Below are 22235 nucleotides of genomic sequence, written 5' to 3'. Positions count from 1 at the left end.
TATCCGGGTAGTCAGCAAAATAATTTGACAATTATTGTTAGTTGGAAAATAAATGTATATACAACTAAGAGCCTGACTGATCAGGTACTGACGAATACAGGATACTAATCATGGCAATAGAACTGCGTGATACTGATGTCATCTGGCGTAATGCAAGATTGGCAACAATGGACTCTTCTATCAATGCAGCTTACGGATTATTAAAAGAGCATGATCTTCTGGTGCGTAATGATAAGATTTTAGCGATTTCGCCCACAGCAACATCACAGACAAGCCGCTGTCAGGTAATTGATGTCCAACAACGTCTGATTACCCCAGGTTTAATTGATTGCCACACCCACTTAGTTTTTGGTGGTAACCGGGCTTATGAATGGGAACAGCGTTTAAACGGTATGTCTTATGCTGAACTCAGTGCTCAGGGGGGGGGGATCAATGCGACAGTTTCTGCGACTCGAGCCAGCTCTTTTGAGCAACTTGAACATTCTGCACAGCAGCGTCTTGCTGCATTTATGGCCGAAGGCGTAACGACTATTGAGATTAAATCGGGTTATGGATTAAATCTGGAAAACGAAGAAAAGCTGTTGCAGGTCGCACAAAACCTGGCGCAGCATAATCCGATAGAAATTAGCCCGACATTGCTTGCCGCTCATACTTGCCCGCCTGAATATAAGCACAATCCTGATGCCTATATGAATCTGATTTGTGAAGTTATCCTGCCGCAGCTTTGGCAGAAAAAGCTGTTCGAAGCCGTAGATGTTTTTTGTGAAAGTGTGGGGTTTAATTTAGCGCAAACCGAGCGGCTTTTTCAGGAGGCCGAACGTTGGAGTATTCCAATAAAAGGACATGTGGAGCAGTTGTCCAATTTAGGCGGGAGTGAACTGGTTGCTCGTTATCATGGTCTTTCCGTTGATCACATTGAATATTTGGATCAGGCAGGTGTGGAGGCGCTCAGCCGCAGTGGTACAGTCGCTGTTCTGCTTCCTGGTGCTTTCTACTTTTTGCAGGAAACACAATGTCCACCTGTCGATTTATTACGGCGATTTAATGTACCGATAGCAATATCTACAGATTTTAATCCTGGAACCAGCCCATTTGCTTCTCTGCGTATGGCGATGAACATGGCATGCGTCCAATTTGGATTGACACCGGAAGAGGCGTGGTTAGGTGTAACTCGACATGCAGCTCGTGCATTAGGTCGGGAAAAGAGTCACGGACAGCTGCGTGCAGGCGCTTACGCCGATTTTATTGTTTGGGATGCAGAAAATCCCGTTGATATTTTCTATGAGTTGGGCCATAACCCACTGAATACCCGGGTATTTCGTGGAACTATTACACTTCCAGCATACAGCAGATCAAGGAACAGCAAATGAATTTATGGCATGCCACTCCACTGACTATTTGGCAAGGACGAAATGATTTGGCAGAAGCGGATAATGCACTACGGCTTTTTCAAACAGTTAAATTGTCCCCGTATTTTACGCCGGAAGAATTTCCTCACTCTATTGCTCTGCTGGGGTTTGAATGTGATGAAGGGGTAAAACTCAATCAGGGTAGGCCAGGCGCTAATCAAGGCCCTGATTATCTGCGTAAGGCATTGGCCAATATGGCCAGCCATAAAGGGCATGACAGATTGGTGGACTTGGGAAGTATTCGCGCTAACCCCAATCAATTGAGTGAGGCTCAACAAGCCTTGGCTGATGCAATTACCCAATGCCAGCATCAGAATGTGCGTACTCTGGTGTTGGGTGGTGGGCATGAAACCGCTTTTGCCCATGGTGTTGGAATTTATGATGCTTTCCCACATCAACGTATAGGTATTATTAACTTCGATGCTCATCTCGACTTACGGCGATCACCGCAGCCGACTTCCGGCACACCCTTTCGTCAGCTTGCTGAATATTGTCAGCAACACCAACGACAGTTTCATTATACTTGTATTGGTGCAAGTTTGGCGTCTAATACCCAGGCATTGGTAGATGAAGCAAACCGCTTAAACGTTACGGTTATCTGGGATAATCAATGTAGCGAAACCATGCTGGACAAAGTGCAGCGGCAGATACAAGATACACTCCAACAAGTTGATTTGATCTACATGACAGTCGATCTCGATGTATTGCCTGCTTATCAGATGCCGGCAGTCTCTGCGCCGGCAGCTCTGGGGCTACCATTGGAGCGTCTTCTGCAATTGATTAGGCCAATCTGCCAGAGTGGTAAATTACAGGCGGCTGATTTGGTAGAACTCAATCCAACATTTGATATTCAAGGAATCGGGGGAAAGGCAGCAGCACGTCTTGCCTGGCAATTAGCTCATTGGTGGTATTGATTATCTAAAATAACAATACTATTGTGCGGTTTTATTTGGCGGAAATAGCCTGATAAAGTGAACGTAATTAATTACTTAACATTTTGATATCAGCAAGGAATTTATTGTGACGACACACTTATCAGGACCATTTGCCAAACCTGCCCCTTTGTATGCCAGAGTGAAACAGTCCATCATCGAAAAAATCTATACCGGTGAATGGAAATCAAATGATCGTGTTCCATCAGAAGCTGAGTTAGTTAAACAGTTTAACTGTAGTCGTATGACTGCCAACCGTGCGTTACGTGAATTGACCGCTGAAGGGCTATTAGTACGGCTACAAGGGGTGGGATCGTTTGTTGCTGAACCGAAAGGACAATCCGCACTGTTTGAAATTCACAGCATTGCTGATGAGATATCAGCCCGTTCTCATCAGCATCGCTGTAAAATAGTCAAGTTATCGGAGCTGAATGCTGACGTAAAACAGGCTGTTGAATTGGATATTATCGCGGGTACACCGATTTACCAGTCGATTATTGTCCACTATGAAAACGATATTCCTGTTCAGATAGAAGATCGTTACGTCAATGCTCGAGCGGTTCCTGATTATTTGCAACAAGACTTCACAAAACTTACGCCACACGATTATTTGTCAATCATTGCACCGTTAACGGAAGGTGAACACATCGTGGAAGCCATCGCCGGAGATCCCCGATCCTGCAAGTTACTGCAAATTGAATCGGGTGCCCCTTGTTTATTAATCAGCCGCCGAACTTGGTCGACTTATTACACAGTTTCCAGTGCCAGGCTGCTATTTCCCGGTAATCGGTATAAATTGAAAGGGCGTTTCAGCTCATAGTCACTGTTTTTACAAGAAAACTATTGTGGCAATTTATCCTTGATAGATAATTAAAACTTATCGACGTATTTATATGATTTATCGAAGCTTCGGATTATTTCCTTACTAACAACTGATTTTTTTCCGAATGAGCTGATAAGGTTCCCACAGATCGTTACCTTCATAATGCATTAATGCGATTTCACGTATTTTATCCGTCCCATTAATAGCAACTGTATTGGTAAGAGCATTAAACAAGGGGATGTCAGAGCCAGCATCACCATAGGCGATACACATCTCCAAATTCAACCCATATTCCTGCGTATATTTTTTAACTATCTGTAATTTACTTTCAGGCGTTAGTATCTGCTGTGGATCAACTGGCTCGCGGAAAGGCAAAGCAGGGAAATTTGATGCAACCACAGTATCAACCCCAAATTTTCTCAGATGCTGGGCAAAAAAATTGGGTGATAGGGTAATGACCATCGATATTTCATCTTTGGTTCTGATATCGTCAAAAACTTCTTTTATTCCCTCAATCCACGGCGAAGCATGAAAAACGTCCGCAACATCATCTTCCTGCAAGTTTGACCATAAGAGTTGTAATTCAGCAGCAAACCTTTTGGTATCTATCTCGCCTTCAGAAAATTGCTTTTCCAGTAGGTGAAGTTCTGTCAGGCAATTCATCGTACGGGCAATTTCCAGACTTGCAGTGGTTCCTCTTAGAAGAGTGCCGTCCATATCAAAAACATGTAATATTTTCATAATAAACCTAAATAAATTTTTCGTTATAGAAACAGGTTAGGTTTGTTCAGAATGGTAAATATATGGGGATTACCCATCTTAGTAATCCCCTGTTTATTCAACTGATTCACTGATTAGGCAGTCTCTGCTTCCAAGGTCTTAAGGACCGCAGAGGCGGCATAGTGACCACTAATCATCGCTGCAACAATACCTCTGAAAATTCCACAAGCATCGCCTGCAACCCATACAGGTGAAGGGGACGTCTCCAGGCTCAAATCACCGTCAAGACTGGGGTACCAACCGACACCCTCCAGTGTTGGGCCAACGATATGTGTTTTCTCGTGATCGATTTCGGGAAATTTTCTGATGATATTACGTAGTCCTTGCAACATTTTATCAAATAACTCTTCACCATAAAGGGATACAAGTTTTGCAATTATGTGAGCATTCCCTGCTAATACATCTTGTACTTTGATTCTAAAGTAAGAATCTTTTTGCTTCATGGCTGAAACAATATTGTTAAGTGTTCGGTCAGCAATATCTTTATTAAGAATACGCGTATTAAACCCAATATTGGATCGTCCTGTGGAAGGGCCGTCAGAGTGACCAGAAACAGTCCATAAATCTTGGGTTTTTGTTAATACTGTTTCGCCATCTCGGCAAGCACAGAAAGTACGCCATTCAACAATGCCATCATCTGACCGAAGTTTTAGCTTCGGATCGAGTTGTTTCATATTTTTAAAGAATGCTAAATCTTCTTGCTGTTCAATGCGGAAGCCAACTTCCAGTCGATTGAATGATTGTTTTTCAATTTGGTTAGTCATCTCTAATGGACCAAATCTTCCGCTGGCTAAAATGATTCGCCGGCATTCAATTTGATAGATTTTTGCATTTTCATCTCTTAAGTGCATAGTGAGAGAATTTTTTTCTCTATTATGTTTATAAGAGAGGAGTTTAGTTTTTGTGATGATATCTGCATCTGCCGTTTGCACCATATCTTCAACAAGATTAATTCTATCTTCGAGAGACATATAATTGGATGGATAATCTTTTAATACCCATTCCCCGGAACCTACAGTAAATTCTTTAGGATTTGTGGGGAATGGCGGCGTATCCAGGCCATATTCACTTAGAGTAGTGCAGGTCCATTCATAAGCTTGCCGTAATTCCTGTTCGTTTGGCAGTTCCCACAGCGCACTGGCAGAAGGAAAAAATGAGAATTTTCCGTCGGAAAACAACCCTGCGCCACCATGGCCTTCGGTTATTTCGACGAGATTATCTTTATCACGTTCATGAATGGCTTTACCGTTATCAATTAATGCGACTCGTAAACCTTTTCCTTTCAATTTTTGCACCGCAGCTAAACCTGCTGGTCCAGCGCCTATAATGGCAACATCATATACAGACATTTCTCTTCTCCATTCTTTAAGCAGAATTGGTGTTCCTGAGAACATTTTCTATGAGTTGAATACTGAATTGTTGTGACGGTTCTACGGAGTACATCCTGTTTTTTTACTCTAAAATAGCGTTCTATTTCGATTACCTGTATTAACTATGAAACCATTAATATCGAAATTAGAGGGTTTAAATTTGCCTTTCTTTCTTTGTTTGTCAATATATAAATATAGGTATTTTTAATCACTTATGACAAACAGATGCCAGTGATAAAACCCATGTGGGTTACCATTAAAAGCTTATTAATGTGTTGTAAAGTAAGCGCAGATTGCTGTTGAAGTATTTGCTTGGCGCGGCGTGGCACGATGTAGAGGTGGTTTGCTGTGGGTGAAATATCAGCAAAAAGAATCTCTTGAGGAATATGGATGTTCTATTTAAGCGCCGATTTTTTCTAATCCATTAGGGTGAATTTTATTTGCTGTTCTTTATAGCTAAGAGTGAATCTGGTCTGTATTCAGATAAAACCTTTTTTTATGTAAATTAAATGTAAATAATTTGTGATTTTAAACACAAAAATAACAAAAACATTACTCCTTGATAATCAGAAAAAATAATATTAACAAATTGATTTATAAGAAAATAAAGATACTAAATTCATAAATATATTATTTTGGCTAACAATTTGATCTATTGAATATACATGTATATACAACTATACATTTAACAAATGTCCAAAGAGCAAAAGGAGTCAGACCGTGACCGCCCAGAATAATAAATTTCGTAATGTCGATATCCGGGCGCCCAGAGGGACGCAACTCACAGCCAAAAGCTGGTTAACCGAAGCGCCTCTGCGCATGCTAATGAATAATCTTGATCCAGAAGTTGCTGAAAACTCGCATGAACTGGTGGTATATGGAGGCATTGGCCGGGCTGCCAGAAACTGGGAATGTTATGACAAAATTGTCGAAACACTGAAAAAGTTGGAAGACGATGAAACGTTGTTAATCCAATCGGGTAAACCGGTTGGGGTGTTTAAAACGCATAAAAATGCACCACGGGTACTCATTGCGAATTCGAATCTGATACCGCATTGGGCTACCTGGGAACATTTCAACGAGTTGGATGCGAAAGGATTAGCTATGTATGGTCAGATGACTGCGGGTAGCTGGATCTACATTGGTAGCCAGGGGATTGTTCAAGGCACCTATGAAACGTTCGTGGAAGCTGGCCGTCAGCATTATAACGGTAATTTACAGGGGCGTTGGGTGTTAACCGCTGGTTTAGGCGGTATGGGGGGAGCACAACCGTTGGCTGCAACATTGGCCGGAGCATGTTCTCTGAATATTGAATGTCAGCAAAGCAGGATTGATTTCCGCCTGCGTACTCGTTATATCGATGAACAAGCTAAGGATTTGGACGACGCATTGACCCGGATCGAAAAATACACTCAGGAAGGCAAAGCCATTTCTATCGCACTGTGCGGTAATGCGGCTGAAATTTTACCGGAATTAATTCGTCGAGGTGTGCGCCCGGATTTGGTCACTGATCAGACAAGCGCCCATGATCCTCTCAACGGTTATCTGCCGAAAAACTGGTGCTGGGAAGAGTACCGCCTGCGTGCCATTTCAGATCCGGTTGAGGTCATCCAAGCAGCAAAATCTTCAATGGCGGAGCATGTTAGGGCGATGTTGTCTTTCCAGGAACAGGGAATTCCTGTTTTTGATTACGGTAACAATATTCGTCAAATGGCGTATGAAGTTGGCGTAGAAAATGCTTTTGATTTCCCTGGTTTTGTTCCTGCTTATATTCGCCTGTTATTTTGCCGTGGTATCGGGCCTTTCCGTTGGGTAGCGCTTTCTGGCGATCCACAGGATATCTACAAAACTGACACCAAAGTTAAAGAATTACTCCCCGATGATAAACATTTGCATCGCTGGCTGGATATGGCCAGAGAACGCATCAGTTTTCAGGGATTACCTGCCCGTATCTGCTGGGTTGGTTTAGGCGAACGCGCCAAACTGGGATTAGCTTTTAATGAAATGGTACGCAATGGTGAGCTTTCTGCGCCGATTGTTATTGGGCGTGACCATCTAGATTCCGGTTCTGTCGCCAGCCCGAACCGGGAAACCGAATCCATGCGTGATGGTTCTGACGCCGTTTCGGACTGGCCGCTGTTGAATGCCTTACTTAACACCGCCAGCGGCGCTACCTGGGTTTCTCTGCATCATGGCGGCGGCGTCGGAATGGGCTTCTCACAACATGCAGGTATGGTGATCGTTTGTGATGGAACCGATGAAGCCGCAGAACGTATAGCTAGGGTGTTGCACAACGATCCGGCGACCGGAGTTATGCGTCATGCCGATGCAGGTTATGAAATTGCTATTCATTGTGCCAAAGAGCACGGATTAGATTTGCCTATGATCAATACAAAATAAGGAACATTATGAAACAGTTAACTATTTACCCAGGCAAATTGACCCTTGATGAACTGCGTCGGGTTTATCTGCAACCTATTAAAATAACTCTGGATAGCCAGACTTTTCCGGCTATTGAACACAGCGTGGCATGTGTTAATGCTATTCTTGCTGAAAAACGCATCGCGTATGGCATTAATACTGGATTCGGACTATTAGCCAATACCCGGATTGAAGAAAATAATTTAGAAAAACTGCAACATTCGCTGGTCGTGTCTCATGCCGCCGGAATAGGTGAAGCGTTGGACGATAACATGACCCGGTTGATCATGGTCTTGAAAATCAACAGCCTCTCCCGTGGTTACTCAGGCATTCGTCTGGAAGTCATTCAGGCATTGGTCGCTTTAGTTAATGCGGAGGTTTATCCCTGTATTCCTTGTAAAGGATCTGTCGGCGCATCAGGTGATTTAGCGCCGTTGGCACATATGAGTCTGTTATTACTTGGGGAAGGACAGGCGCGTTATCAGGGTGAATGGTTGCCAGCTAAAGAAGCGCTGGAAAAAGCCAATTTACAACCTGTCATATTGGCGGCTAAAGAGGGTTTAGCGTTGCTTAATGGTACTCAAGTCTCCACTGCTTTTGCGTTACGTGGATTATTTGAGACGGAAGATCTGTTGGCGGCAGCAATAGTTTGCGGCTCTTTATCCGTAGAAGCGGCATTGGGTTCCCGCAAACCATTTGATGTCCGCGTGCATGAGGTTCGTGGGCAACAGGGGCAGATTGACGTAGCTGCATTGTATCGTTATGTATTGGAAGAGAGCAGTGAACTATCGGATTCTCATATAGACTGTCCCAAGGTGCAGGATCCTTATTCATTGCGTTGTCAGTCACAGGTCATGGGAGCTTGCCTGACCCAACTCCGCCATGCTGCCGGTATTATTCTGACTGAAGCTAATGCTGTATCTGATAATCCATTGGTATTTGCTGAACAGGGTGAAGTGATTTCCGGCGGTAATTTCCATGCTGAACCTGTTGCAATGGCGTCTGATAACCTGGCGCTGGCATTAGCGGAAATCGGCGCATTGTCAGAACGACGTATTGCATTGTTGATGGATTCACATATGTCACAGCTTCCGCCTTTCTTAGTTGAGAACGGTGGTGTGAATTCTGGTTTTATGATTGCACAAGTGACGGCAGCGGCTCTTGCCAGTGAAAATAAAGCGTTAGCCCACCCTGCGAGTGTTGACAGTTTACCGACTTCGGCCAATCAGGAGGATCATGTATCAATGGCGCCGGCTGCCGGGCGTCGTTTGTGGGAGATGGCAGAAAATACCCGGGGTATTCTAGCGATTGAGTGGTTATCCGCCTGTCAGGGAATAGACTTCCGAAATGGTCTGAAAAGCAGTCCGATTCTGGAAAAAGCGCGTCATATTTTGCGGGAAAAGGTAGATTATTACGATCAGGATCGTTTTTTTGCGCCAGATATTGCTGCTGCGGTACAACTATTGGTTGAGCAACACCTTTCCTCACTACTTCCTGCTGGACAGATATTACAGAATAAAAGTAACCGTTAAATAAACCGAGGGCCGGTTTCTGTCCGGCCTGATTGTTGCAGTTATCTTTCATAAAACCCAATAATAAAAGATAAGAGGGTAAATCATGCAAGCCACATTACACCTAGAACGGGGACTCAATGCCCGTCATATTCGGTTTATGGCGTTGGGTTCTGCGATTGGCACTGGTCTTTTTTATGGTTCTGCTGAAGCAATAAAAATGGCAGGTCCGGCGGTATTATTAGCTTATTTAGTGGGAGGTGCTGCTGTTTTTATGGTCATGCGTGCTCTGGGAGAAATGGCGGTCCACAAACCGGACGCCGGTTCTTTTGCCAGTTACGCCCATCAATATTTAGGCCCGTTGCCGGGGTTTATTACTGGTTGGACTTATACTTTCGAAATGATAATAGTCTGTCTGGCTGATGTAACGGCTTTCGGTATTTATATGGGGTTATGGTATCCGGAAGTGCCGCGTTGGATATGGGTACTCAGCATTATTTTCATTATTGGCGCGCTGAATCTTTGTAAAGTCAAAGTATTTGGCGAAATGGAATTCTGGCTATCGATTCTGAAAGTTGCGGCGATCAGTGCCATGATTATTGCTGGGGCTGGCATTATTCTGTTTGGTTTCAGCGGCCATTTTCAGGCGACAGGCGTTCAAAATCTGTGGCAACACGGTGGGTTTATGCCTAATGGATTTGGCGGCATCATTGAGTCTCTGGCTGTCGTTATGTTTGCTTTCGGTGGTATTGAAATCATCGGAATTACATCCAGTGAAGCTAAAAATCCGGCGAAAATGATCCCGCAAGCGATCAATTCTATCCCGTTTCGTATCCTACTATTTTATGTACTGACTATTTTTGTATTAATGGCAATTTACCCTTGGAGAAGCATCGGTCAGGAAGGTAGTCCATTTGTCGCAATATTTCAGGGATTGGGAATTAGTTCGGCGGCAAATATTTTGAATATTATCGTGATTACAGCGGCAATTTCGGCTATTAACAGCGATATTTTTGGTGCGGGTCGGATGATGTACGGTATGGCGGAGAAAGGATTAGCGCATAAAAAATTTATGAAACTAAGTCGTAACGGCGTGCCTTGGGTGACCATCATGGTGATGACATTGGCATTGTTGTGTGCTGTTGTCCTGAATTACTTACTCCCTAAACAGGTGTTTGTAATCATTGCTTCGATTGCCACTTTTGCTACGGTATGGGTCTGGTTAATGATTTTGTTTTCTCAGTTTGCTATGCGCAGAAAGATGTCACCGGAAGAAGCACAAAAATTAAAATTTCCAGTACCGATGTGGCCTGTTGCACCGATTCTGACTATCGTGTTTATGATATTTATTATTGCTGTTCTGAGTTACTTCCCTGCGACACGAATTGCGTTTTATGTAGGAGGCGTATGGATCTTGCTGTTAACTGCGGCCTATTATTTATGGATTCGAAACAATGTCATCATTGTTAACGAGAAAACATAATATAAATATTATAGAAGCCGTCTTGTTGCTGACTGAATAAGACGGTTTCCGCGGAAAATTGGTCAAAAATCTGCAATAAAACACCTGAGCCATTCTTTTATTGTAATTAGCCTGACATGAAAGCTGATTTGTCTCAGTGATCGTGGCAAACTAACGGGTCAATGAATTTATGGGGCTGGAGGGGCTTTTGGACAAGATTTTTATCGATGAGGCAGTGGCTGAATTATATACCATTCAGGATATGTTGCGCTGGTCTGTCAGCCGGTTTAATGCGGCGAATATTTATTATGGACATGGTACAGACAATCCTTGGGATGAAGCTCTGCAACTGGTTCTTCCATCGCTGTTTCTGCCGCTGGACATTCCACAAGAAATGATGACAGCACGTCTGACATCAACTGAACGTCATCGTGTTGTCGAACGGGTTCTTCGCCGTATTAATGATCGTATTCCTGTTGCTTACTTGACTAACAGAGCCTGGTTCTGTGGTCATGAATTTTATGTTGATGAACGGGTTCTGGTTCCACGCTCACCGATTGGTGAACTGATTAATAATGAATTTTCAGGACTGACCTCTGATGAACCCGCCAATATCCTTGATCTCTGTACAGGTAGTGGTTGTATCGCCATCGCCTGTGCATATGCTTTCCCGGAAGCGGAGATAGATGCGGTGGATATTTCCGCTGATGTATTGGCAGTGACTGAACAGAATATTCAGAATCACAACCTTGAGCATCAGGTAATTCCTATTCGTTCTGATCTGTTCCGCGATATGCCGCCGGTTAAGTACGATCTTATCGTCACTAATCCACCTTATGTCGATGCTGAGGATATGAGTGATTTGCCGGAAGAGTTCCGCCGTGAGCCTGAATTGGGGCTGGCTGCGGGTTCAGATGGTTTAAAACTGGCACGCCGCATTCTTGCAACTGCTCCTGATTTTCTTACAGAACAGGGTGTGTTGATTTGTGAAGTTGGCAACAGCATGGTGCATTTGATTGAACAATATCCTGATGTGCCATTTACTTGGCTGGAGTTTGAATATGGTGGAGACGGTGTCTTTATGATGACACGTCAACAGCTTATCGAACATCACGAGCATTTTCGTTTATTCAAAGACTGATAGTTGGCTGGGTTGCTGTTGCGGTCATTAATGTAGAACTTGCAGAGTTAAATATAGAGCTAAATAAAAATTAAATAAAAGAACAATTAACAGGAAGGAACTGAGATGGCTGGAAATAGTATCGGGCAGTTTTTCCGGGTCACCACCTTTGGTGAATCTCACGGTTTGGCGTTGGGATGCATCGTCGATGGTGTGCCGCCGGGTATCACAATCACAGAAGCGGATTTGCAAATTGATCTAGACAGGCGCCGTCCGGGAACTTCCCGTTATACAACGCAGCGCCGTGAGCCGGATCAGGTTCGTATTCTTTCCGGTGTATTTGAAGGGGTAACGACCGGTACCAGTATCGGCTTACTGATTGAAAATACGGATCAACGTTCTCAGGATTACAGTGCGATTAAAGACGTGTTCCGTCCGGGACATGCTGATTACACTTATGAACAGAAATATGGTATCCGTGACTATCGTGGTGGTGGCCGTTCTTCTGCCCGTGAAACGGCAATGCGAGTTGCGGCAGGTGCGATAGCAAAAAAATATTTGCTGGATAAGTATGGTATTCGTGTCCATGCCTGTTTGAGTCAGATGGGTAACATCCATTGCGACTTAAAAGATTGGGAACAGGTGGAACAAAACCCATTTTTCAGTCCTGATGAAACCAAACTTGAACAACTTGATGCCTTGATGCGTGAGCTGAAAAAAGCGGGTGATTCTATTGGCGCGAAAGTGACGGTTGTGGCGGAAAATGTGCCAGCCGGATTGGGAGAACCCGTTTTCGACCGCCTTGATGCTGATATCGCTCATGCGCTGATGAGTATTAACGCAGTAAAAGGCGTTGAAATTGGTGAAGGTTTTGGCGTTATTAATCTGCGTGGTAGTGAAAACCGGGATGAAATTACGGCTCAGGGTTTCACCAGTAATAATGCGGGTGGAATTCTGGGAGGGATCAGCAGCAGCCAGCCAATTATTGCTCATATTGCATTGAAACCCACTTCCAGCATCATGGTGCCGGGCAAAACGGTGAACCGTCAAGGTGAAGAGGTAGAAATGGTCACCCGTGGTCGCCACGATCCTTGTGTTGGTATCCGGGCGGTACCGATTGCAGAAGCCATGATGGCTATTGTTCTGATGGATCATATATTACGCCAGAGAGCACAGTGCGCGGATGTTGAATCCAGTCTTCCCCGTTGGTGATTGGGAAGATGAAGCTAGCCTTGAAATCCCGGATATTGAAATGGGTAGCTGAATACGGATAAGCAGTTTCTTTTGATGGGATAAAATATGGACTGGTTATTATCAGGGGCGGAAATTTATGCCCTGCTCTTTCTGGTTGCGATGATCGCGGGATTTATTGATTCGATTTCTGGCGGTGGCGGTTTACTGACCATCCCTGCGTTGCTGTCAGTCGGCGTCTCGCCTGTGCAGGCGTTGGCGACAAACAAATTGCAGGCAGTGGGGGGTTCTTTCTCTGCCAGTCTCTATTTTGTCCGTTATGGCGCGGTTGATCTTAAATCTCAGCGCCTTGCCATACTGATGACGTTGCTTGGTTCAATGGCTGGAGCCATGATTGTCCAGTTTATCAAACCGGATTTTCTCAGCCAGCTATTACCGGTTCTGGTCATTATTATTGGCCTTTACTTCCTTTTGACCCCAACGATAGGTAGGGAAGATCGTCATCGTCGTCTGGCTCCGGTGGCATTTGCCTGTCTTATCGGGGGTGGATTGGGTGTATACGATGGTGTATTTGGTCCCGGTGTTGGCTCATTTTATGCGTTAGCTTATGTTACCCTGTGTGGTTATAACCTGGCGAAATCCACCGCTCATGCCAAAGTATTGAATTTTGCCTCTAACATGGGGTCACTGGTGTTATTTATCCTTGGCGGTCAGGTTTTGTGGGTATTGGGTCTTGTTATGCTGGCAGGGCAGGTAATCGGTGCACGGCTGGGAGCACGTTTGGTTTTAACACATGGTCAAAAACTTATTCGCCCTATGATCGTGACTATCTCTTTTTTGATGAGTATTAAATTATTGAATGATAATCACGGAGATACGATCCGTACCTGGCTGGCGTTTTATTTCTGATTCAGGATTTTGTTTTTAATTCATGACAACGCATAACTATCAACAACTTATAGATATTTTTAATCGCTGCTTTGGCGACGAATACAATACACATCTGGTAAAAGGTGATAATGAACCTGTTTATCTGCCGGCAGATGAAGACGTGCCTTATAACCAGATCGTGTTTGCTCATGGCTTCTATGCCAGTGCGTTACATGAAATTGCCCATTGGTGCATTGCGGGTAAAGAGCGTCGGAAACGGGTGGATTTTGGCTATTGGTATTGCCCAGATGGGCGTGACGCACAGACGCAAAGTGAATTTGAGAAAGTAGAAATTAAACCCCAGGCGCTTGATTGGATGTTTTGTACCGCCGCGGGTTTTCCGTTCAATATCAGTTGTGACAACCTTGAAGGGGATTTTGAACCTGATAGGCTGGCTTTTCAGCGTAAAGTTCATGAGCAAATCACGGACTATTTAGCACGGGGAATACCGGCAAGAGCGGAGTGCTTTATTCAGGGACTACAATCGTTCTACAATACGCCCCTATTGAAAGCGGAACATTTTCCTTACCCGGAAGATATATTTGCAGATTGAAATTGAATTTAAGGAAAGATAATGCTCGCTGAGTTTGAAACGCGTATTTTGGCACAAATTGATGACATGGTAGATCATGCCAGTGATGATGAATTATTTGCTGGTGGCTATCTCCGCGGGCATCTCACTTTGGCGGTGGCGGAATTGGAACAGGAAGGCGCTCATACGGCTGAACAACTTCATGATCGTGTTGAAGAAAGTATCCAAAATGCGATTAAAGCAGGAGAATTGGCGCCACCGGATCAGATTCTGGTTCTCCATACCTGGCAGCGTCTGCTGGATAATGCTAAAACTCAATATCCTCTTTAACGGTGGGGAGCAGTCACTTACGAAACCAGGTGTCGTAAGTTTCTGGATCGGCAGTGAAGCCAGCAGGTAAAGCGCCATCTTTGGCGACATTATGTATCTTATTTGAGATATATCTGCAAAAAGATTGAGATGTATTGAGCTGCACTGCCCAAAAGTTACACAAATATTTTACTCTTGGGCGGTGCGGTTTCTTATGGTTTTTCGGTTTTAACTTCGCGGCCTTTTAGTAGCTTTCTGATCCAAAAACGGTTTGGATGAAGGGCTGCCAGTGTTTCATTATCCAGTGGCAAGGGTTCCTCAAAGATCTGCCCTGCAAGGATTTCCGCACTTAGTGGTGCAGAGCATAATCCACGGGAACCTAATGCTCCGATAACAAACAAATTGGAATAACAGGGGGCATCTGTGACAGGATTTCCTGTGCGGATTTGTTCTGATAGATCCTGATAGTTTTCCATTATTTCACTGAGATTCGGCACATTTCCCACCATTGGCATATGGTCGCGAATAACACAACGAATACTCTGGCGAGATTTTCCGGCGGAAACATCAACCTGACTTACCCATCCTGCATCAGGTAAACATTTCAGTAATCGATCACGATTCTCTTGTTGTTCTGTTTCAGAATATTCGCTATCAAACTGATGGCGTTGATAACTGGCACCGATGCAGTGGTACTGATTACTTGGATTAGCCGGTGTCATATAGCCATCATAGCAAAGCACATTTTTCAATTTACTTAGCTCTATCGTGGTTGGAATATGGCTGACTTGACCACGAACGGCGGTAACCGGCAATTTTTCGGTTTGTCCAAATTGGGGCAGGCGATAGCCATTGGCAATCACTACTGTTTTATGGTGTGTGCTTAAGCGTTGTCCTTGATGCATCAAATGCAGTTGCCAACCATTTTCGCTATGGTCAATAGCGGTAATTTCATGATTGAAGAAACAGATCATCCCTTGCTGTTGTGCTAATTCTGTTGCCGCTTTGGTCAATTCGGCCGGGCAGAGCCATCCCCCTTGTGGATAGTGAATGCCATGGTGATTAATATCCAGTCCACATTCTTCACTCAATTGGCGGCGGTTCATACCAACAGCGATTTCATCCGGCCATTCTGTTGCCAGAATTTTTTCAATTTTTCTGCTTCTTTTTTCATCATAAGCAAGCTGGCTGACCCCACACCATTGATGGTCAAAATGAATTCCCTGAGCGGATAGCTGATCATACTGATGGTGGGCAAAAGTAAATGCAGATGTAAAGAATTTTTCGAGCTCATTACTATTACCGTTAAGTAACGGGTAGAGCGCTCCCTGACGATTACCGGATGCACCTTGTGCCGGAAATTCATCCTGACAATAAAGAGTCACTTGCGCGCCACGACGCAGTAGCGCAAGAGCGGTGAGAATACCGGCAATACCACCGCCGATAATCGCGATATCATCTGTGTGGCTTGCTGCTGGACGGGCAAACCACGGTGTGGGCAATGACTGAGATTTCTGTGTTGCCAGAACCCCGGTCAGCATTTCTCTTTTGCGACCAAATCCTTTTACTTTACTGACATTAAAACCTGCTTGTTGTAAACCACGACGGACGATACCGGCAGAAGTAAAGGTGGCAAAGGTGCCGTCTGGGCGGGCAAATTGCGCCATTGCGGCAAACAGCTGTTCGCTCCACATTTGTGGGTTTTTTGCAGGCGCGAAGCCATCTAAAAACCAGGCATCTATTTTACCGTAAAGGCTGGAATCCATTGTTGGCAACAGATCATTAACGTCACCAAACCATAAATCCAGTGTGATCGTTCCATTTGCCATAATTAGCCGATGGCAGCCTGCCAACGGTTGAGGCCATTGCTGGCAGAGCTGTTGTGAAAAAAGGCCAAGCTCAGGCCAGCGTTGATGAGCGACCCGTAAGTCACAGGTTTTCAGTGGGTATTTTTCGAAGCTAATGAAATGCAGACGTTTTAGCGGGGCATCAGGATTTTGTTGCCGAAATGCATCAAATGATTGCCATAGTGTCAGAAAATTCAAGCCTGTTCCGAAGCCAGTCTCTGCTATAACACAGTTAGTACGGGAATGAGAGCTGAATCGTTGGGGAAAGTGGTTACCGTTAAGGAATACATAACGGGTTTCTTCCAATCCATCCTGATTTGAAAAGTAAACGTCGTCGAATTGTGCTGAAACCGGAGTACCCTGATCATTCCAGCTCAGGGTTGCGGTACAAATGGCAGAGTTTTTCACGGTAATGCCTGCAATGTTACTGATAATAACATGATTTTAGCGGTGTTAAGCTTAATGTGCCACCTGACAGGAGAAGAGATTGGAAACCCATAAGGGATGCGTTAAATACGGCCATTTAAACTTGTTTTATACTATTTTATACCGGTCAATAATGTTGCTTTTTACGCTTTTATTTAAATCATGTTGCCCTTTATGTCGTTAATGTGATTAAACGCTAAAATAAATTTATGTAAGCTATTAACTCAGGACGGGATCCCACTTTAATTATAAAAAGAATATTATCTGAAAAACTGCACCTTAATCAGTTAGTGTCCAACTTTTGGGGTGCAGTTCAACAAATCGGGGGTTAAGTCTATAAAGAAATATGAAATTTACACAGTTTTTTAAATTCCTTTGACTGTGTTTCCTTTAAGTGTGAGGAAATAATATCAATCATTGATATCACTTTGCACTTGGCTGCTGCTTTATCACTGTTTTTTCGATTGACTTCTTCAATATAAGATGAGCATAACTTACAAAATTCAGCTACTCTTTTTTCAAGGATATTTGAGTCTTTATCGATAAAATCGTAATAGCGGTAATTATTAGCCTGCTTTAGGTAATCTGAATTTGGTATAGGTGCTCGTATGAATGTTTTCTCTGAATTTAATCCAGAAATATCCTTATTGTGGCTCTTGTATATAGACTCTAATAACCGCTGATTTTTACTGGATATAATCATAATTAGTCCATAGAGGGTGATGAATGCTCCAATTAGGATGTGGTTCTGTTGTGACATAATCAACCTAATATTGTTAATTTTGTTGATGTATTGTGATGATAGATTTATGTCTATGTTAAAAGCCACTAAAATCCATACAATACCAACGCTTAATAGAAGATAACCCAGTCCTCTCATTATTAACCCCCATAAAGTTATTGGGTGGAAGTGTTCTAACTTACTTAGGCCTTACAATGAACCGACCATTTTATATGACATAACATCATTACAATCATTTTGTGTGTGAATAATGGTTTTATTACTAATAAAGTCAGAAAATTTTTTATTTCAAAATGTTTGTTACTGTAAGTTTGGAGAATTTAAGTAATTCTGCTAGTAAGATAACATAAAAGCCGATTGTTTTCATAAAAATTCTATTCATGATTATAGCGGATATTATTAAACTCGTTTCTAATTATAAGAAAACGTAATAAAAATAACAGACATAGTTATCTCTATATAAATTAAACTTTTAATCATTATTCAGATACCTGATGAGTCCGGGTGTTTTGTGTTGAGAGCTTGAAATTTATTGTCATCCATTGCCATCTGAATAACTTTTGCCACGCTCTATGTAGGTTAGTTGTTGTTTTGACCAGAAAATATATTGGGATCTTTCGATGGATGAATTTTTCTTCGTAATTTTATCCTGATCGGACTTGTTCGGCGTACAAGTGTACGCTAAAGTGCTGTTAGATTGATAGAGATCCCGCAGATAAACATATTTAATGAGGTATTTAATGAAGCGTGCAGTGATCACTGGATTGGGTATTGTCTCCAGCATTGGTAATAACCAGAAAGAAGTACTGGCATCTCTGAAAGAAGGTCGCTCTGGGATAACTTTCTCCGAAGAATTCAAAGAGATGAAAATGAGAAGTCACGTCTGGGGTAATGTAAAACTGGATACTACAGGGTTAATAGACCGAAAAGTTCAGCGTTTCATGAGTGATGCTTCTGTTTATGCTTATCTGGCGATGGATGAAGCAATTAAAGATTCTGGCCTGACTGATGATCAGGTTTCTAATATTCGTAGTGGATTAGTTGTGGGTTCTGGTGGCGGTTCTCCACATAACCAGGTGGCTGCCGCTGATGGTATGCGTTCTCGTGGTTTACGTGGTGTGGGGCCTTATATGGTCACTCGTGCAATGGCTTCCGGTGTGTCAGCTTGTCTTGCAACCCCTTTTAAAATCAAAGGGGTAAACTACTCTATCAGTTCTGCTTGTTCTACCTCGGCTCATTGTATTGGTCATGCGGCTGAACTTATTCAGTTAGGAAAACAGGATATTGTTTTTGCTGGCGGTGGTGAAGAGCTGTGTTGGGAAATGAGCTGTGAATTTGATGCGATGGGCGCACTTTCAACGAAATATAACGAAACGCCTGAACAAGCTTCCCGTACTTATGATAAAAACCGTGATGGTTTTGTTATTGCTGGCGGCGGCGGTATTGTTGTTGTTGAAGAATTGGAGCATGCATTAGCACGCGGCGCACACATATACGCTGAAATTGTTGGGTATGGCGCTACATCTGATGGCGCGGATATGGTGGTTCCATCCGGTGAAGGCGCAGTTCGTTGTATGCATATGGCGTTGCAAGGTGTGAAAGGTTCTATTGACTATGTGAATACGCATGGTACTTCCACACCAGCGGGTGATTTGAAAGAGTTGGAGGCTATCAGGGAAGTATTTGGTGATACAACACCTGCAATTTCTGCAACAAAAGCGATGACAGGTCATTCACTCGGCGCTGCCGGTGTACATGAAGCGATTTATAGCCTGCTGATGTTAGAACATAGTTTTATTGCACCGAGCATTAACATTGAAGATCTTGATGATAAAGCGGCGGGCATGAATATTATTACGAAACCTACCGAACAAAAGTTGAATACAGTAATGTCCAACAGCTTTGGTTTTGGTGGTACGAATGCTTCCCTGGTAATGAGCAAGTATTTGGGGTAATTCTCTTATCAGGTTTGGACAGTGCTCAGATAAAAGCAATAACTTTTAGCGCATTTTAGCGGCTAGGGTGAGCGAAACGAGTCAACTTTGTGTACTAAAATGTACACTCCTGTTTCTGTGCACTGTCTGTATCACCATTATTTTGTTTATTGATCCTACTAATCACATACTCGGAAGAGAGTCCTTCAGAATAATTTAATTTTAAAATTCACCTATTTCAATAAACGAGACGACAGGAATATTCTTATTACATTGGCAATTGTTAATGATATTAAATGCTCGGTGTCATTTAGTGATTATTTAACGGTGAATCGAGAATTTTAAATCATGGATTCGGCGAAAAGTGAAGGCTCATAAAAATTGAGGTTTAATATGAATTAAATCCTATTTTTCTGAGCGTTAATTTTCGTGAAAGATAACATTAATGTAATGTAAAGTGTGTTTTTATCTTTTCAGTGACAAAAGCCCATAATTTTTTGATAATAATTATGGGCTTTTGTTTATCAGGCTTTAGTTTCAGCAGCCATTTACTGAATACGGCGCTTACGGATGATGCGTAATACTGGAGGAATAATCAGAACCAATACTGCCAATATCAATAAACTCTGAGCAATCGCGCTGTTCCACAGAATTCCAAATTCTCCATTACTGATGGAAAGTGCGCGACGTAAATTTTGTTCCAGCATTTCTCCCAATACGAAACCAAGAATTAATGGTGACATGGGGAAATTCATTTTCCTTAGAATATAACCGAAAACGCCCAGCCCTATCATCAGCAGAAGATCGAATGTAGTACTGTGTACCGCATATACACCAACGGCTGAAACAGTAGCAATGGCAGGGACAAGGAACCATAACGGAATAGTTAACATCCGGGTGAATAGACCTATCATTGGGATATTCATGATTAGCAGGATAATGTTGGCAATCAGTAATGCTGCAATTAATCCCCAAACGATATCCGGTTGCTCAGTAAACATTCCCGGACCCGGCGTAATGTTATAGAGTGTTAATGCACCCATCATAACGGCAGTGGTGCCTGAACCTGGAACTCCTAATGTTAGCATTGGAATAAAGGAGCCACAGGCCGAAGCGTTGTTAGCAGCTTCTGGCGCTGCAACGCCACGAATATCACCTTTACCAAATGAATCGCTGTTTCCACTGATCCTTTTCTCGGTCATATAGGTAATTGCGCTGGCAATTGTCGCCCCTGCACCAGGCAAAATACCGACAAAGAAACCGATAAAAGATGACCTGATTGTTGGCATGGCGCATTCAGCCGCTTCCTTGCAGTTAAACAACAAACGGCCTGTTTTGCGGATCATGGTTTTGCCGGTTGATGTATTTTCTAGCATCAGCAGAATTTCGCTGACAGAGAACAGTCCTATTACTACAACGATAAACTGAATGCCATCTGACAGATGCACGTTGTCGAAAGTAAAACGGTAAACCCCGGTGTTGGCGTCTACTCCGACAGTTGCCAGACCTAATCCTATCAGTGCCGCTAATAGTGATTTCAGCGGATTCTGACTCATCATGCTACCCAGACAGGCAATAGCAAAAACCATAAGAGCAAAATATTCAGCAGGGCCGAAAGCTAATGACCACTGCGCCAGTAATGGCGCAAACAAAATAATGCCGAAAATTGCCAGTAAAGAACCACAGAAAGAACTGACTGCGGAAATAGACAGCGCCACACCCGCACGGCCTTGTTTTGCCATCGGATAACCATCCAGCGCGGTCATAATGGCAGCGGCATCGCCGGGAACATTCAGCAGAATCGATGATATACGCCCACCATACTCACAGCCGATATAAACAGTTGCTAATAAGATCAGAGCCGATTCAGCAGGCAGTTTTAACGCGAAAGCCAGTGGCAGAAGAATCGCGACACCATTAATCGGCCCAAGCCCCGGTAACAGGCCAACAATCGTACCGACAAAACAGCCAATTAAAGCAATAATCAGGTTTTGCGGCACCATTGCAACTTCAAACCCCTGACTGAGATACATCCAGGTTTCCATAAAATTCTCCGTCAGTTGAGCCAGTTGCCGAGAGGCAGGGTTACATCGAGTAAGCGGTCAAAGGCGAAATAGAGCGTGACGCCAAGGAACACCCCGGAAATGATTGCGGCAGGCAGTGTCGCGTTAAATAACAGGGCGACACTAAATGTCAGCAGGGCGGTAGCCAGAGGAAAACCCAGCCATTCAAATGCCCAGCCATAAATAACTAAAGAGACAATCAGCAGCATCAGGCGACGAATAACCGATGCGTCAGGCCAGTGACTCTGTTCTGGTTTTTTGAAAAGCAGCAATAAAGCACAGAGAGCCATCAGAGACAGAATAATCATTGGGAAAGGTCTGGGCCCCAGAGGTTCATAAGTATATTCACTTTGGATCCCCCAACCAACAACCATACCGATGATACAGAGTACTAACCAAACAGCCGCGAAGAGGCGATCGCTCATGATAATTA

18 protein-coding genes are annotated in these 22235 nt (G+C 43.4%); 12 read left to right on the top strand and 6 right to left on the bottom strand.

The window, feature by feature from the left end:
- The first annotated feature begins 110 nt into the window (after window positions 1-110).
- The 3 genes from hutI to hutC all read left to right on the top strand — a co-directional run bounded on the left by hutI (window position 111) and on the right by hutC (window position 3161).
- Window positions 111-1370, top strand: coding sequence for an imidazolonepropionase (hutI, locus tag ABR397_RS07425; RefSeq protein ID WP_350305166.1), 1260 nt, complete (start codon window positions 111-113; stop codon window positions 1368-1370).
- The gene (hutG, locus tag ABR397_RS07420) at window positions 1367-2323 is read left to right on the top strand and encodes a formimidoylglutamase (protein WP_350305165.1); all 957 of its coding nucleotides are present in this window, start codon (window positions 1367-1369) and stop codon (window positions 2321-2323) included. Before hutI ends, hutG begins: the two co-directional genes overlap by 4 nt.
- A 106-nt stretch (window positions 2324-2429) precedes the next feature.
- On the top strand, window positions 2430-3161 hold the full coding sequence (gene hutC / locus ABR397_RS07415; RefSeq protein WP_350305164.1) for a histidine utilization repressor: 732 nt from the start codon (window positions 2430-2432) through the stop codon (window positions 3159-3161).
- 105 nt (window positions 3162-3266) lie between these two features.
- On the opposite strand, the gene ABR397_RS07410 is transcribed toward hutC, so the two are convergent.
- Both ABR397_RS07410 and ABR397_RS07405 read right to left on the bottom strand, forming a co-directional pair.
- Window positions 3267-3905 carry an HAD family hydrolase gene (locus tag ABR397_RS07410; RefSeq protein WP_350305163.1) on the bottom strand — a complete coding sequence of 213 codons (639 nt, stop codon included), beginning with the start codon at window positions 3903-3905 and terminating at the stop codon, window positions 3267-3269.
- Window positions 3906-4018: 113 nt separating this feature from the next.
- Window positions 4019-5293 (bottom strand): FAD-dependent oxidoreductase, encoded by a 1275-nt coding sequence (locus ABR397_RS07405; RefSeq protein WP_350305162.1) that lies wholly within the window; start codon window positions 5291-5293, stop codon window positions 4019-4021.
- A 741-nt stretch (window positions 5294-6034) separates the two neighbouring features.
- Here ABR397_RS07405 and hutU point away from each other — a divergent pair.
- The 8 genes from hutU (at window position 6035) to ABR397_RS07365 (ending at window position 14811) form a co-directional block, all read left to right on the top strand.
- A complete protein-coding gene (gene hutU, locus ABR397_RS07400) occupies window positions 6035-7714 on the top strand; it encodes a urocanate hydratase (RefSeq protein WP_350305161.1) in 1680 nt (559 codons plus the stop codon).
- Window positions 7715-7722: 8 nt separating this feature from the next.
- Window positions 7723-9267, top strand: a complete 1545-nt coding sequence (hutH, locus tag ABR397_RS07395; protein ID WP_350305160.1) for a histidine ammonia-lyase — start codon at window positions 7723-7725, stop codon at window positions 9265-9267.
- Between the two features lie 85 nt (window positions 9268-9352).
- Window positions 9353-10729, top strand: coding sequence for an amino acid permease (locus tag ABR397_RS07390; protein WP_350305159.1), 1377 nt, complete (start codon window positions 9353-9355; stop codon window positions 10727-10729).
- Between the two features lie 187 nt (window positions 10730-10916).
- Window positions 10917-11849 carry a 50S ribosomal protein L3 N(5)-glutamine methyltransferase gene (gene prmB / locus ABR397_RS07385; protein WP_350305158.1) on the top strand — a complete coding sequence of 311 codons (933 nt, stop codon included), beginning with the start codon at window positions 10917-10919 and terminating at the stop codon, window positions 11847-11849.
- 105 nt (window positions 11850-11954) lie between these two features.
- On the top strand, window positions 11955-13040 hold the full coding sequence (aroC, locus tag ABR397_RS07380) for a chorismate synthase (protein ID WP_350305157.1): 1086 nt from the start codon (window positions 11955-11957) through the stop codon (window positions 13038-13040).
- A gap of 87 nt (window positions 13041-13127) precedes the next feature.
- Window positions 13128-13928 carry a sulfite exporter TauE/SafE family protein gene (locus ABR397_RS07375; protein WP_350305156.1) on the top strand — a complete coding sequence of 267 codons (801 nt, stop codon included), beginning with the start codon at window positions 13128-13130 and terminating at the stop codon, window positions 13926-13928.
- Between the two features lie 22 nt (window positions 13929-13950).
- On the top strand, window positions 13951-14502 hold the full coding sequence (locus ABR397_RS07370; RefSeq protein WP_350305155.1) for an elongation factor P hydroxylase: 552 nt from the start codon (window positions 13951-13953) through the stop codon (window positions 14500-14502).
- 21 nt (window positions 14503-14523) lie between these two features.
- Window positions 14524-14811 carry a YfcL family protein gene (locus tag ABR397_RS07365; protein WP_350305154.1) on the top strand — a complete coding sequence of 96 codons (288 nt, stop codon included), beginning with the start codon at window positions 14524-14526 and terminating at the stop codon, window positions 14809-14811.
- A 191-nt stretch (window positions 14812-15002) separates the two neighbouring features.
- On the opposite strand, the gene mnmC is transcribed toward ABR397_RS07365, so the two are convergent.
- Complete coding sequence (gene mnmC, locus ABR397_RS07360) at window positions 15003-17045, bottom strand: bifunctional tRNA (5-methylaminomethyl-2-thiouridine)(34)-methyltransferase MnmD/FAD-dependent 5-carboxymethylaminomethyl-2-thiouridine(34) oxidoreductase MnmC (RefSeq protein WP_350305153.1); 2043 nt, start codon at window positions 17043-17045, stop codon at window positions 15003-15005.
- A 352-nt stretch (window positions 17046-17397) separates the two neighbouring features.
- Complete coding sequence (locus ABR397_RS07355) at window positions 17398-17943, bottom strand: hypothetical protein (protein WP_350305152.1); 546 nt, start codon at window positions 17941-17943, stop codon at window positions 17398-17400.
- 602 nt (window positions 17944-18545) lie between these two features.
- Between ABR397_RS07355 and fabB the strand changes: the two genes are divergently transcribed.
- Window positions 18546-19760, top strand: a complete 1215-nt coding sequence (gene fabB, locus ABR397_RS07350; RefSeq protein WP_350305151.1) for a beta-ketoacyl-ACP synthase I — start codon at window positions 18546-18548, stop codon at window positions 19758-19760.
- A 527-nt stretch (window positions 19761-20287) separates the two neighbouring features.
- Here the strand turns inward: fabB and ABR397_RS07345 are convergent.
- Together ABR397_RS07345 and ABR397_RS07340 are read right to left on the bottom strand one after the other, a co-directional pair.
- Window positions 20288-21784, bottom strand: a complete 1497-nt coding sequence (locus tag ABR397_RS07345) for a tripartite tricarboxylate transporter permease (RefSeq protein ID WP_350305150.1) — start codon at window positions 21782-21784, stop codon at window positions 20288-20290.
- 11 nt (window positions 21785-21795) lie between these two features.
- A complete protein-coding gene (locus tag ABR397_RS07340; protein WP_350305149.1) occupies window positions 21796-22227 on the bottom strand; it encodes a tripartite tricarboxylate transporter TctB family protein in 432 nt (143 codons plus the stop codon).
- Window positions 22228-22235 lie beyond the last annotated feature (8 nt).

Origin of the sequence: Photorhabdus viridis, assembly GCF_040256935.1 — a bacterium.
GTDB classification, from domain to species: domain Bacteria; phylum Pseudomonadota; class Gammaproteobacteria; order Enterobacterales; family Enterobacteriaceae; genus Photorhabdus; species Photorhabdus viridis.
This window is presented reverse-complemented; position numbering and strand designations above follow the sequence as displayed.